The organism is Ardenticatenales bacterium (genome assembly GCA_020634515.1).
GTDB lineage: Bacteria > Chloroflexota > Anaerolineae > Promineifilales > Promineifilaceae > JAGVTM01.
Genome location: JACKBL010000008.1, coordinates 88,043 through 101,595, shown reverse-complemented (window position 1 = coordinate 101,595; position 13,553 = coordinate 88,043). Strand labels below are relative to the sequence as shown.

Genomic DNA, 13,553 nt, shown 5'->3' with positions numbered 1-13,553 from the left:
AAGGCATTGCGCCAGCAGCCCATGCCCGCCCACCGCGAGCCGTCCCGCTCCTGGCATACCCACAGGACAGCCATGACACCCAAAAAACTGGTCCTCATTGACGGCCACGCCCTGGCCTACCGCGTCTTCTTTGCCCTTCCTCTCGAATCCTTCACCACCCAGGCCGGCGAACCCACCAACGCCACCTACGGCTTCGTGCGCACCTTGCTAGACCTCATCCAGGCGGACGCCCCGCCCCATTACCTCGCCGTCAGCTTCGACATCGGCGCGACCTTCCGCGACGAGATATTCGCCGACTACAAGGGCACGCGCGAGAAAATGCCCGACGAATTGGACGTACAGATTGCGCGTATCAAGGAAATCGTGGCCGCCTTTAACATCCCCATCCTGGAGTTGGAAGGATATGAGGCGGACGACGTGCTGGGAACCATCGCCCGCCAGGGCAAAGAGCAGGGCGTGCGCGTGGAAATCATCACGGGGGATCGGGATTTGCTGCAACTGGTGGACGAAAACACCATCGTAGAACTACCGCCGGGTCGCTACGAGCGTGATCCGCAGCGGTATGACGTGGCCGCTGTAGTGGCGAAATTTGACGTGCCGCCGCCGCGCATTGTGGATTACAAGGCGCTTGTGGGCGACAGCAGCGACAACATCCCCGGCGTCAAGGGTGTCGGCGACAAAACGGCGCGCAAACTGCTGCAACAGTATGGCACGCTGGAGGGCATTTACGCCCACGTGGACGAGATAAAGGGGGCGCTGGGCCGGAAACTGGCGGAGGGAAAGGACAGCGCCTATCTCAGCTATAAACTGGCGACCATTGTCACGGATGCGCCGATTACGCTGGACCTGGAGGCGTGCGTGGCGCAGGAGTTTGACCCGGAACCGGTGCTGGCGCTATTCCAGACGTTGGAGTTCCGCTCGCTCACGAAACGGCTGATGCAGGCGGCGGAAACGATGGCCGCCATCCCGGAGCCGGAGACGACGGAGACAAAAACGCATCTTGTACGCACGGCGGCGGCGTTGCAAAAGTTGGCAGCCGTGTTGGAGAAGGCGCGCATTATCTCGTTTGACGTGGAAACGACGGGCGTGGATAAGATGGCCGTGGACCTGGTGGGGATTTCGTTGGCGGTGAAGCCGGGGGTGGGTTATTACATTCCCGTGGGGCACATGGAAGGGGAGGCGCAGGTAGAATCGGGGCAGTTGGGACTTTTTGCCGGCATGGCCCAACTCACCCCCCATCAACTCCCCCTGAAAACCGTCCTGGATGCCCTGCGCCCGGCCATGACCGACCCCAACATCCCCAAAATCGCCCACAACGCCAAGTTTGACTACACCATCCTTGCCCGCTACGGCCTCACCGTGACCCCGATCACCTTCGACACCATGCTGGCCGAGTGGCTGATCAACCCCGCCAGCCGCTTTCTAGGACTCAAGGAACAGGCGCGGCAATATCTGAGCATTCAGATGACGGAAATCAGCGACCTGATTGGCCGCGGACGCAACGAGATCACATTCGACCGGGTTCCGATTGAGCAGGCGGCTCCCTACGCCGCCGCCGACGCGGACGTGACACTGCGCCTGAAGCAAGTGTTGGAACCGGAGGTGACGGCGTTGGGGCTGGATCGGCTGCTGGCGGAGGTAGAAATGCCCCTGGTTCCCGTGCTTTCGGACATGGAGCAGGTGGGGGTGGGCGTGGATGTGACTGTTTTTCGGGAAATGTCACAGGAGTTGGCGCAGCGGCTGCAGGAATTAGAGGGGGCGATTTATGAAATTGCCGGCACGCCATTCAACATCAATTCCACGCAGCAGCTCAGCGACATCCTCTTCAAAGACCTGAATCTGCCCCACGAACGACTGCGCCGCACCAAAAGCGGCCACTACTCCACCGCCTCCGACGTGCTGCAAGGCCTGGAAGAGAGCGACGAAACAGGCGTCACGCGCCTCATTCTGGAACACCGCGAGCTATCCAAGCTAAAAAGCACCTACGTGGACGCCCTGCCCGACATGGTCAACAGCCGCACCGGACGCATCCACACCAGTTTCAACCAGGCCGGTTCCGTCACAGGCCGCCTGGCCAGCAACTCCCCCAACCTGCAAAACATCCCCATTCGCACCGAAGTGGGGCGGCAAATTCGCCGCGGTTTCGTGGCCCGCCCCGGTTGGGTGCTGCTGGCCGCCGACTATTCCCAGGTAGAACTGCGCGTGCTGGCCCACGTGTGTAAAGACCCGGCCCTGATCGAAGCATTCCGGCAAGGGCAGGATATCCACCGCACCACGGCTGCCGCCGTCTACGGCATCCCCATTGAAGAGGTCAAGTTTGAGCAGCGCCGCTTTGCCAAAGCCGTCAACTTCGGTCTCATCTACGGCATGGGCGCGTTCCGCCTCTCCCGCGATTCGGAACTGACGCTGGCGGAAGCGGAGGATTTCATCAAGGTGTATTTCCAGCGTTTTCCCGGCATCAACCGCTATTTGGAACGAACAAAGCGGATGGCGCACGAGCAAGGGTTCGTGGAAACGCTGTTGGGGCGGCGGCGCTACTTCCCCGTCTTTAAGGTGCCCGGCGGGGCGGATCGGCAGGTGGTTGCCCGCGCCGAACGAGAAGCCATCAACTATCCGATTCAAGGCAGCGCCGCCGACATCATCAAGATCGCCATGATTCGCCTGCACCAGGCGCTGACCGAAAGCTACCAGGGGCGCATGATCTTGCAGGTGCATGACGAACTTGTGTTAGAAGTGCCGGAAGCGGAACTGGACCCTGTACACAACCTGGTCGTAGATATTATGTCCCATGCCTACCCCCTGGATGTACCTTTGAAGGTAGATGCCGGCAGCGGTTATAATTGGTTGGAACTCAAAGAATGAGCAAACCTATGAATCGTCCCGAACTACCCAATTGGCAATACTTTGCCGACTATCAACAGAATGCTCATGGCTGGATTACGCTGTCGAATGGGGAGTATTATCCAGACATTCTCGAAGATGCTGTTGCGCTTTATGCCCCAGTCCTCGAGCTATACAAAAAGCTATTGCTCACGTCAGCATCGTCCTCAGAGTTGTTCTTGAGCATTTGTGATGTCAAGCAGCCGTGGATGAGAATACAGCTTTGTCGCGTATTTCGAAAGTATGTCAGCCCATCAACTCCGGTTGAAATGCTCAAGAAAAAAACCCTTGCCCAGAACATAGTATCCCAGTTCGGTAGCAAGTTTCGGCCTATCCCTGAAGTCCAAACCGCTTTTATGAGTCGCCCCATGCCAGATGAAGCGTTGTGCGCCATCATGTGGGAATACAGAAGTCGCGGACAAAAAGGATATGACCTGACAGAGAGATTCTTCGAGCTATTTCGTTCCCGTTTTCCAGATATGAGGATTCTCGGACCAGAAAGAGCAGGGCAAGACATTCGGTTAGGAAATGTTTTTGATAACTATCCCAATCCTAACCGACCGGTTGATTTTGTGATTGTAGACGAAGACAATGAAACAGTTCTGGCAATTGGGTTGGCAAGATATGATTCTGATCGGGGTGGGGCGCAAGAAGATGATCGTACAGGTGGTTACAGGAATTGCGCAAATGAAATACTTTCCTATGCAAGCCGGGAAAGGCTAGACACAAAGGTGATATTTCTGAATGATGGCCCTGGACTGCTATTAGGCTCCATGTGGAATGACTACTCCACATTGGAGAGAAGTTGGCCGTTGAAAATCATGGTCTTAACTTTGCGCATGATTCCAGACAGGCTGACGCTAGATTGGCTCCGTTCATAGGAGACGTTTATGGCTACAGGTGTTTCCAGGTCAAAATGGAATAAAAGCGATTTAACAAGACAGGACGTTAGCGACTCGCCAATCCAACTGGATTACGCGGGTAAGACTCCCGCGGAAACCATTCTTGGCACGCCTCCTGGACAATACATCTCCCTTTTGAAGGGTAACGATCATATTAATCGCTTATATTATGGAGACAATCTCTACGTGTTGCCGGCATTAGCGGAAGACACTGTGATTGCCGGCAACGTAGAACTCATATACATAGACCCACCATTCGCCACCGGTGGCGTATTTCAATCACGCAGGCAGGATGATGCATACACAGACCTGTTACAGGGTGCCGAATACATAGAATTCATGCGACAAAGACTGATTCTGCTGCGGAAACTCTTGTCTGAAACAGGTTCTATTTATGTACACTTAGATGCAAACATGCTGTTCCCCATGAAACTGATCATGGATGAGATCTTCAGCGAACGCAATTTCCGCAATTGCATCACAAGGAAAAAGTGTAATCCGAAGAATTACACACGCAAGACCTATGGCAACGTTTCCGACCATATTCTCTTTTACACAAAATCGGCAAATTACACCTGGAATCGGTCCTACAAAGCCTGGTCACGACAAGATTCTGAACAAGAGTATCCCTATGTTGAGGAAACGACAGGACGACGATACAAAAAAGTACCCATTCATGCTCCGGGAACGCGGAACGGTGAAACAGGAAAACCGTGGCGCGGAATGTTGCCTCCTCCGGGCAAACATTGGCAGTACACGCCGGACACACTGGAAGCAATGGACCGTCGCGGAGAGATCTATTGGTCACCGACAGGCAATCCCCGGCGCAAGATTTTTCTTGACAAGAGTCCAGGCAAGCCCGTCCAGGATTTATGGCTAGATGTCAAAGACGCACATAATCAGAATATCCGGGTTACAGGATACCCCACGGAGAAAAACCCCCTTATTCTGGAACGAATCATTGAAGCATCGTCCAACCCGGGAGACATTGTCCTAGACTGCTTTTGTGGTTCTGGGACAACGATGACTGTTTCCGAGAGGCTAGAACGTCATTGGATAGGCGTAGACAATAGTTTGCAGGCTATATCAACCACATTAAGAAGATTTGCGATTGGTACAGACGTAATGGGCGACTTTGTAAAGAAGAATAAAAACGGAAAATCCCGGCAAATGTCTTTGTTTCCAGACGCCCTTGAGTCCGAGGAGATGCCCGGCATTCGTCCAGACCATCAACCGATACGCGACTTCACCCTCTATTGCGAGGCAGGATTAGAGAGAAAACTCAGAGAAAGTTCCGCCCAATGGATGAAGATCATTAAAGCCTCATTTCAGCCTCAGGAAGACAACCATGCATGATTGGATCGAGAAAAGCAAAGCAGCCGCGCACGCTATCCAGGCCCGTGACGGGCGGAAACCACAGATCGGCCTGATTCTTGGCTCCGGCCTGGGTGGGTTCGCGGATGATGTAAGTGAGGCGGTAATGGTTCCTTTTGCCGATATTCCGCACTTTCCCACGTCGTCGGTATCCGGTCATGCGGGGCAGTTGGTGTTGGGGATGCTGGGGGGGAAGAACGTAGCGATTATGCAAGGTCGCGTGCATTATTATGAAGGCTACAGCATGAAGCAGGTGGCCTTTCCGGTGTGGGTGCTGCGGCAATTGGGGATTGAACTGCTGCTCATCACCAATGCCTGCGGCGGCCTCAATCCCAGTTTTCTCCCCGGCGATCTGATGCTGATCACGGATCATCTTAACTGGATGCGGGATAATCCGCTGCTGGGCGCCAATCTGGATGAAATGGGACCGCGTTTCCCGGATATGACGCAGGCGTATCGTCCGGAGTTGCTGGAGCTGGCGTTGAGCGTGGCGCAGGCGGAAAATATCCCGCTGCGACAAGGGGTGTACACGGCCACGACGGGTCCAATCTACGAGACGCGGGCGACCCTGCGGATGTTACGGCAGTTGGGCAGTGATGCGGTTGGTATGTCCACGGTTCCAGAGATTGTGGCGGCGGTACATGCCGGCATTTCCACCATCGCCATCTCCACCATCACCGACATCGTCAAAGACGACCCCGCCGAAATCCTCACCCACGAAGAAGTCCTCGCCGTCGCCAACCAGACCGTCCCCCGCCTCGCCCGCCTCCTGCGCGGCATCATCCGCGCCTACACCCCCGCCTACCTGCGCCCCGCCCCCTCCGCGGCAAGCAGCCCTCCCTGACCCGGCAAACACGGCGTCACGCCCGACATCAACGATACTTCTCCCGCAACGCCCGCTCCACCTGGCGACGCGCATCCCGTTTCGCCAGGTCCTGCCGCTTATCATACAACTTCTTGCCCCGCGCAATAGCAAAGTCCAGCTTGGCCCACCCTTTCTTCAGATAAACCCGCAGCGGAATCAGCGTGATCCCCTTCGTAGTGACCGCGTCCATCACCTTGCCAATTTCGCGGCGATGCAGCAGCAACTTGCGCGGGCGCGTCGGCTCGTGATTTTCGCGGTTGCCATGCACATACGGGGCGATATTGGCGTCAATCAGCCAGAGTTCCCCATTACGCACCTGCACAAAGCTGTTTTGCAGACTAACCTTATGGTCGCGGACGGACTTAATCTCCGTGCCCGTCAGCACCAACCCCGCCTCGAACCGCTCCAGCAATTCATAATCGTGGCGGGCGCGTCGGTTTTGGGCCACTATCTTAATGCCGTCTTCGCTCGTTTGCTTCTTGCTCATCATTAACCCACCACCGGCGCGGCGTGGTCAGCACGACGCGCCGACTTATCTACTGCCCGGTCAGGATGTGTTCGACCGCGCGCTGCAACTGGGCGTCGTCGGGACCGTTCAAATCCTCGGGTGTGGCCGCTTCAATGTCCGGAACAATGCCCTGCTTGTCAATGGAGTTGTTGTCGGGCGTGTACCAGCGAGCGATGGTCACGCGCAGCTCGCTGCCATCGGAGAGGACGTGAGGAAGTTGCACGGAACCTTTGCCAAAGCTGGTTTCACCAATGATCACGGCGCGGCCGTTCTCCTGAATCGCACCGGCCACAATCTCGGAGGCACTGGCGCTGCCGGCATTTATCAACACCACCAACGGCACATCCTCCGCCAACTCCCCCGGTCCCGCCGAAAACACATCATCCAACCCCGACTTATTCCGCTCCTGCACCACAATCCCATCCGCCAGGAACAAATCCGCCACCGCCACCGCCTGGTCCAGATAGCCGCCCGGATTGTCGCGCAAGTCAAAAATCACCCCTTCCGGCGCTTGCGCCAGCAGTTGCGTCAGTGCGTCCGCCACCTGCGCCTCCGCATTGCGGCTAAACGAAGTCAGATGCACGTAGGCAATGTTGCCATCCAGCATCTCCGATTCCACAATGGGAATCTCTATCCGCGCCCGCGTAATGGACACATCAAACGGGGCGTCCACCCCCTCCCGCCGAATCGTCAGCACGACGACCGTCCCCCGCGGACCACGCACCTTCGAAATCACCTCATCTTGCGACTGCCCAATGACGTTCTCCCCATCAACCCCCACAATCATATCCCCGGCCAGCAAACCCGCCTGATCCGCCGGCTGTCCATCCATGGGGCGCGCAATCTCCAGGATGCCATCATCATTCATGCGCACAAAGGCGCCAATCCCCTCAAACGTGCCGCTCAAATCCTCGCGCATCCGCTCGGCCACCGCCGGTGGCGTATAGCCCGTAAACTGATCGTCCAGCGTCTCGGCAATCGAGCAAGCAATTGTCGTCGCCCGTAGGTCCTCCTCCGTGGGTAACGCGCCCTCGTATTCCTCCTGCACCAACCCCCAGGCATCATCGAACGCGGTCAGGTCCAGGTTGTCCAATTGATCATCCGTTGTGTTCGGCGCGCTGTTGGCCAGAATCGTCTCTATCTCCGGCTGCAAAGTGGCATATGCGTCGTCGCCCAATGTGTATTGCACGGAGCAGTTGACGGTGGCCGCCAGCAGATCGGTCGCTGCCGGCAGTGGCCCATCGAATTCGCTCTGGATCAACCTCCAACTTTCACTGAACACGCTCATGTCCACCTGGGACAAATCGTCGGCGGCAGCCGCGACCGGAGGCGTCGTCGGCTCCACGCTCAAGGGCGGCTCCGCGGGCGCTTCCGTCGCGGGCGCTGGCAGGGGCACATCGCTCGGCGGCGCGTCGGTTGATGGTGTGTCGTCAGGAATTACCTGTACAGCTTCCTGCGTGACCACGACGGGCGTGGGCATCAATTGGGTTTCTACCCGGGACGTGATGACGCGGGCGCCAAAGAAGAGCAGCCCCCCGCCCACGATGCAGATACAGGCCAGCACGGCGGCCAGCGCCCCCAATGCGATAATGACTTTGCGCGAATTTTCCATGCCTACTCTCCAGTTTGTAGAAATTGGACGGCGCGGTCCAGGAACTCATCCTGCCCCCGGTCTATGGCTTCCTGGGTGATTGTCACCACAATATCGGGCTGCAATCCCTGACCGTCCAGTTGTTTGCCACCAGGAGTATACCAGCGGGCGGAGGTGACGTGAATGGAGGAGCCATCACTCAAATCATAGATTAATTGAACGGAACCTTTGCCAAAGGTGGGCGCGCCGATGAGTGTGGCGCGCCGGTTATCCTGAAGCGCGCCGGCAACGATTTCGGAGGCGCTGGCGGTTCCGCCGTCCACGAGGAGGACCAGGGGTATCGCATCGGCGGCGGTGTCCCGATGGGCGCTGAAGGTCTGCTCTTTGTCGTTGCGGCTGACCTGGCGCAAAATGAGGCCGTCGGAGAGGAAGAGGTCGGAGATGCTGACGGCGGCGTCGAGGAGGCCGCCACCGTTGTGGCGCAGGTCGAAAACGAGGCTCTCCGCGCCTTGTTCGCGCAGCGCGGCGATGGCCTGGGCTACTTCCTTGCTGCTCTCGCCACTGAAGCGGGTGAGTTGAATGTAGCCGATGGTCGTGTCGGTGAGGAGGCGGTAGGCGACGGAGGGGATGAGGATGTCGCCCCGTTCGATGGAGATGTCCAGGGTTTCCTGGCCGCCGCGGCGGATGGTGAGGACGACGATGGTGCCTTTTTCGCCCCGGATGCGGGCGGCGACGTCGGAAACGGTTTCTTCGGGGGTGACAGGTTGGTTGTCTACAGCGAGGAGGATGTCGTTGGCGAGAATGCCGGCATTTGCCGCCGGATTATCAGGCAGAGGCAACAGCAACAAATCCCCCGCCTCATTCCGCTGCAACGTCGCCCCAATGCCGCCAAACGTCCCGCTAAGACTCTCCTTCTCCTGATCGCGCACCCGCGGCTCAATAAACACCGTATACCGATCATCCAGCAGCCCCATCGCACCGCGAATCGCCGCATAGGTACGCGCTTGCGCCGTGGGCAAATCGCCCAGAAAATTCGCCTCAATGTGATCCCACGCCTCCCAGAACAAAGACATCGACTCCCCTTCCGCCGCGTTCGGTTGGCCGGCAGTCCGCAGCGTGTCGCTGACAAAAAAACCGGCGGCAAAAGCGGTCAGGGTAAGCAGAATCGTCAGGAATACAGTGAGCAGGTTGCGTTTGGAGTCAGACATGGGATTATTCTTGCATCCAATTGAGAAACACGGAATACTGGCTCAAGGACAGTCGCATTAAATCGGCGACAATCGCCGCGCGCCAGGCAAGCCTGTTGCGAGCGGCGATTGTAACACACACACCTGCCCAGGCAACGCGCCACGCGACATTCACAACTCCCGTTGCTCCCCCCTGGCGTACTCAGTATACTGGCAGGGGAAAGAAGTTGGTAATTGACGGTTGGTAGTTTGCTTTTGGTAGTTGACGGTTGATAGTTGTTTGATCATGAAACGATTTCGCCTCTGTGGGCTTGTCCTCTTGCTTTTACTGCTATTTTCGCGGGGCGGCTATGATCGCGCGGCCGCGGACGAAACCGGCACGATGTCGGAAGCTGCCGTTTTGCTAAGCAGCATGAGCGTGGCGGAGCGGGTGGGGCAGTTGTTCCTGGTGACGTTCCCCGGCAGCACGGTGACGGAGGAGAGCGATATTGCGGATTTGATTCGCAATTATAAGGTGGGGGGCGTGGCATTGATGGCCGAGAATGACAATTTCTCGGATGAAGAATCGCTGCCGGTGCAAATTACGCGGCTGACGTCTGATCTGCAACAATTGGCGCTTTGGGGGAGGATAATGCCGGCATCTACCACCCCCATCAGCGACATCATCCCCCCCACCGCCACACCCCCGCCCACCGGCGTCAGCATTCCCCTCTTCATCGCCGCCAGCGACGAAGGAGGCGGGCCGCCGGACACCGAAATTCGCGGCGGCCTCACCCCCATCCCCAGCGAAATGGCCATCGGAGCCACCTGGCAGCCCGACTTCGCCCGTGCCGTCGGCGAAATCGTCGGCTCCGAACTCACCGTCATAGGCGTCAACATGCTCCTCGGACCATCCCTGGACGTGCTGGAAAAACCCGCGCCCGCCGGCCAGAGCGACCTGGGCACATCCGTTTTTGGCGGCGACCCCTACTGGGTGGGGCAAATGGGCCAGGCGTACATCGCCGGCGTCCACAGTGGCAGCCAGGACCGCGTAGCCGTCATTGCCACCCATTTCCCCGGCAACGGCAGCAGTGACCGCCCCATCGACGAAGAAGTCTCCACGGTACGCAAGTCATTGGAACAGCTCAAACAAATCGAACTGGCCCCCTTCTTCGCCGTCACCCAGGCGGAAACACCCCCCGCCAGCCGCGCCGATGGCCTGCTCACCACGCACATCCGCTATCAGGGATTCCAGGGCAACATCCGCGCCACGACGGCTCCCATCAGTTTTGATTTGCAGGCGCTGAACACGCTGCTGCAACTGCCACAGTTTGCCACCTGGCGGGCCACAGAAGGGCTGCTGGTGTCGGATCGGCTGGGCGTAGGAGCCGTGCGCCGTTTCTACGATGACACGGGGCAGGATTTCCCCCACCGCCGCATTGCCAAAGATGCGCTGCTGGCGGGTAATGACCTCTTGTTTGTAGCCCAGTTTTCCCTACTGGACGGTGACTATGCGCAACAATTGGCGAATGTTAAGGATACGATTGGCTGGTTCCAGGAGCGGTACCAGATGGACCCGTCTTTCCAGCAGCGCGTGGATCAGGCGGCGACACGGGTGCTGGCGACGAAGCTGGCCCTGTATGGCGGGGATTTTTCGGCGGAGAATGTGCTGCCTGTGGTGGAAAATGTGCCGGCATTACTCAACCAACGCCAGCCGGAAATGTTCGACCTCGCCCAACAAGCCATCACCCTCATCTCCCCCGGCCAGGAAGAACTCTCCGCCCGCCTCCCCAACCCGCCCACCGGCAGCGACAACATCGTCATCTTCACCGACGTGCGCCAGGCCACCCAATGCAGCCAGTGCCCCGCGCGCCCCATCATCGGCCAGGACGCCCTACAAGAGCGCATGTTAGCCCTCTACGGCCCCCAGGCCAGTGGGCAGGTGCGCGCCGACCAGATCAGCAGCTTCTCCTTCGCCGACCTCAACGCTTTCCTCAAAGCCGGCCCCGGCCCCATCCCCCCCCCGACGCCCACCCCCGTCATCACGGCCACCGTCGAAAGCCAGAATCCGCCGGCGCCCGCCGCCCCCTCCCCGGCTTACGTTGTGCAGGAAGCCCTGCGCCGCGCCGACTGGATCATCATCGCCCTGCTGGATGCCAACCCCGCCGTGCCCGATTCCGGCGCCCTAAACGACTTTCTGGCGCAGCGTCCCGACATCACCCGCAACGCCAACACAGTCGTCTTCGCCTTCCAGGCCCCCTACTACCTGGACACCACCGAAATCAGTAAGCTGACCGCCTACTATAGCGTCTACAGCAAAACAAGCCCCTTCCTGGATGCGGCGGTGCGCGTGCTATTCCAGGAAATCCCCGCAAGCGGCCACTCCCCCGTGACCATCGAAGGCGTGGGATACGACCTGTTCACCGTGACGCAGCCCAGCGACGACCAGGTTATCCAGCTTTTCCTCCTCTCCGATGGCGCGCTCCAGTCCCCGGCCAACGATGAACCCCAAGAGATGGTGGTCGGGGAAACACTGCGGCTGCAAACGGGCGTCATCGTGGACCAGAATGGGCATCCCGTGCCCGACGGCACGCTAGTAGCGTTTACCCAACTCGATCGCGTCAATGGCTTTGTCAGCGTCATCGCGCAGCGCCCCACCGTCAATGGCGTCGCCAACCTGGATTATGTACTGGAAGCGCGCACGGGACAGTTCCGCATCACGGCGGCGGCGGGCAACGCCAAAACGTCGCTGGAAGTGGATATTGCCATTGGGGACAACGTGCGCGTGGTGGTGATCACGCCCACGCCCGCACCTACCCCCATTCCCACGAGCACGCCGCTGCCCACGCCCAGGCCCACGGTGACGGTCACGACCAGCCCCACGCCGGCGCTGACACCCACGCCCGCCGCGCCCACGCCGGAGCCGGGTCTGCTCATCCCGCTGGTGGATATGTCCATGTTGCTGGGGATGATGACAGGGGTGGGATTACTGGCCGCTGCCGGCATTTTACTGGGCAACAATCAGCACCTCCCCCCCGCCAATCACCTGCGCTTCACCCTCTGGGGCATCAGCGGCGGCCTCCTCACCTACATCTACTACCTGCTCCGCCTGCCGGGCAGCGACGCCCTCCTCCCCCTCGGCGCCTGGGCCGCCATCCTCACCACCCTCGGCGGTGGCCTCCTCGGCCTCAGCCTCGGCTGGTGGCGCAGCCGCCACGCCTGATCCTACAAATCAATATCCTGCCACGAGCGCGGGTCCTCAATTGGCTCCAGGTGCGTTAAAACCGACACAGGCGACAATTGTTGCCGCATCACCTCCTCAATTTCCTCCAACAGCGCATGCCCCTGCTGCACGCTCCAACTGCCCGGAACCTGCACATGAAACGACACGAACCGCTGCACGCCAGACTGCCGCGTCCGCAGCGCATGGTACTGTACGCCATACTGCCGCACAAACTGCGCCAACGTATGCTCAATCATTGCCACTTCTTGATCAGGCAGCGCCGTATCCATCAGGCCGGCTACCGACTGTCTCAGCAAGTTCACGGCGGAAAAGGCAATCTGTATCGCCACTGCCAGGGCAATCACGGGGTCCAGCCAGGTCCAGCCTGTCAACGTCACCGCCAACACGCCCGCCAGCACGCCTATCGACGTCCACACGTCCGTCATCAGGTGGCGGGAGTTGGCGATCAGCGTGATGGAACGGTACCGGTTGCCGGCACGCAGCAGCACGCGGGCCACGGCAAAATTGACCAGCGAGGCCACCAGCGAAAGCAGCAGGCCAATCGTCGTCTGCTCCAGCGCGCGCGGATGCACCAGCCGCTCGACGGCGGTGCTGGCTATCATGATGGCCGCCACCAGGATCAGAGAGCCTTCCACGCCGCTGGAGAAGTACTCCGCCTTCGTATGGCCGAAGGTGTGTTCCTCGTCCGGCGGCTGCGCAGCAATGTTCAGCACCACCAGAGCCAGCACGGCGGCGACCAGGTTCACGCCCGATTCCAGCGCATCCGAAAGCAGCCCCACGGAACCCGTGAAGATGTAGGCGGCAGCCTTCAGGCCAATGGTAAAGACGGCCGCGGCGATGGATAGCCAGGCAAATTTCGTTAAGTGTCGGTGAATTAACATAATGAATGCTTCCGTTTCAGGGACACCGCAGTGAACGAATGCGTTGCCCGTGTGTTGGAACGATCTGGACGGCACTCAGGGGATGTTATATACTGCCAGCAGTGTCGTTGCCAGGGCGCTGCGGGAGGTTTGTGGTATCTTC

Annotated in this window: 9 protein-coding genes; 5 read left to right on the top strand and 4 right to left on the bottom strand. The window is 59.0% G+C overall.

Going from position 1 to position 13,553, the window contains the following annotated elements; translation table 11 throughout:
- Positions 1 to 72 precede the first annotated feature (72 nt).
- Genes polA through H6650_19395 form a run of 4 tightly spaced genes read left to right on the top strand, consistent with a single transcriptional unit; the run spans position 73 to position 6,000 of the window.
- Positions 73 to 2,862 carry a DNA polymerase I gene (polA, locus tag H6650_19410; protein ID MCB8954177.1) on the top strand — a complete coding sequence of 930 codons (2,790 nt, stop codon included), beginning with the start codon at positions 73 to 75 and terminating at the stop codon, positions 2,860 to 2,862.
- Between the two features lie 8 nt (positions 2,863 to 2,870).
- Positions 2,871 to 3,761, top strand: coding sequence for a bstEII (locus H6650_19405; GenBank protein MCB8954176.1), 891 nt, complete (start codon positions 2,871 to 2,873; stop codon positions 3,759 to 3,761).
- Between the two features lie 9 nt (positions 3,762 to 3,770).
- Positions 3,771 to 5,138 carry a site-specific DNA-methyltransferase gene (locus H6650_19400; GenBank protein MCB8954175.1) on the top strand — a complete coding sequence of 456 codons (1,368 nt, stop codon included), beginning with the start codon at positions 3,771 to 3,773 and terminating at the stop codon, positions 5,136 to 5,138.
- Positions 5,131 to 6,000 carry a purine-nucleoside phosphorylase gene (locus H6650_19395; GenBank protein MCB8954174.1) on the top strand — a complete coding sequence of 290 codons (870 nt, stop codon included), beginning with the start codon at positions 5,131 to 5,133 and terminating at the stop codon, positions 5,998 to 6,000. Before H6650_19400 ends, H6650_19395 begins: the two co-directional genes overlap by 8 nt.
- Before the next feature lie 28 nt (positions 6,001 to 6,028).
- Here H6650_19395 and smpB read toward each other — a convergent pair whose 3' ends face one another.
- The 3 genes from smpB to H6650_19380 are packed head-to-tail and all read right to left on the bottom strand — an operon-like array spanning position 6,029 to position 9,328.
- On the bottom strand, positions 6,029 to 6,508 hold the full coding sequence (gene smpB, locus H6650_19390) for an SsrA-binding protein SmpB (GenBank protein ID MCB8954173.1): 480 nt from the start codon (positions 6,506 to 6,508) through the stop codon (positions 6,029 to 6,031).
- A gap of 49 nt (positions 6,509 to 6,557) precedes the next feature.
- The gene (locus H6650_19385) at positions 6,558 to 8,141 is read right to left on the bottom strand and encodes a PDZ domain-containing protein (protein ID MCB8954172.1); all 1,584 of its coding nucleotides are present in this window, start codon (positions 8,139 to 8,141) and stop codon (positions 6,558 to 6,560) included.
- A 2-nt stretch (positions 8,142 to 8,143) separates the two neighbouring features.
- On the bottom strand, positions 8,144 to 9,328 hold the full coding sequence (locus H6650_19380) for a PDZ domain-containing protein (protein MCB8954171.1): 1,185 nt from the start codon (positions 9,326 to 9,328) through the stop codon (positions 8,144 to 8,146).
- 265 nt (positions 9,329 to 9,593) lie between these two features.
- Here H6650_19380 and H6650_19375 point away from each other — a divergent pair, with 265 nt between their 5' ends.
- On the top strand, positions 9,594 to 12,509 hold the full coding sequence (locus H6650_19375) for a hypothetical protein (GenBank protein MCB8954170.1): 2,916 nt from the start codon (positions 9,594 to 9,596) through the stop codon (positions 12,507 to 12,509).
- Positions 12,510 to 12,511: 2 nt separating this feature from the next.
- Here H6650_19375 and H6650_19370 read toward each other — a convergent pair whose 3' ends face one another.
- A complete protein-coding gene (locus H6650_19370) occupies positions 12,512 to 13,411 on the bottom strand; it encodes a cation transporter (protein ID MCB8954169.1) in 900 nt (299 codons plus the stop codon).
- Between the last annotated feature and the right edge of the window lie 142 nt (positions 13,412 to 13,553).

Bases quoted from the DNA above. Each gene is read 5' to 3' on its own strand.
- H6650_19385 (MCB8954172.1), bottom strand. From the start codon at position 8,141: ATGGAAAATTCGCGCAAAGTCATTATCGCATTGGGGGCGCTGGCCGCC.
- smpB (MCB8954173.1), bottom strand. From the start codon at position 6,508: ATGAGCAAGAAGCAAACGAGCGAAGACGGCATTAAGATAGTGGCCCAA.
- H6650_19405 (MCB8954176.1), top strand. From the start codon at position 2,871: ATGAATCGTCCCGAACTACCCAATTGGCAATACTTTGCCGACTATCAA.
- H6650_19370 (MCB8954169.1), bottom strand. From the start codon at position 13,411: ATGTTAATTCACCGACACTTAACGAAATTTGCCTGGCTATCCATCGCC.
- H6650_19400 (MCB8954175.1), top strand. From the start codon at position 3,771: ATGGCTACAGGTGTTTCCAGGTCAAAATGGAATAAAAGCGATTTAACA.
- polA (MCB8954177.1), top strand. From the start codon at position 73: ATGACACCCAAAAAACTGGTCCTCATTGACGGCCACGCCCTGGCCTAC.
- H6650_19375 (MCB8954170.1), top strand. From the start codon at position 9,594: ATGAAACGATTTCGCCTCTGTGGGCTTGTCCTCTTGCTTTTACTGCTA.
- H6650_19395 (MCB8954174.1), top strand. From the start codon at position 5,131: ATGCATGATTGGATCGAGAAAAGCAAAGCAGCCGCGCACGCTATCCAG.
- H6650_19380 (MCB8954171.1), bottom strand. From the start codon at position 9,328: ATGTCTGACTCCAAACGCAACCTGCTCACTGTATTCCTGACGATTCTG.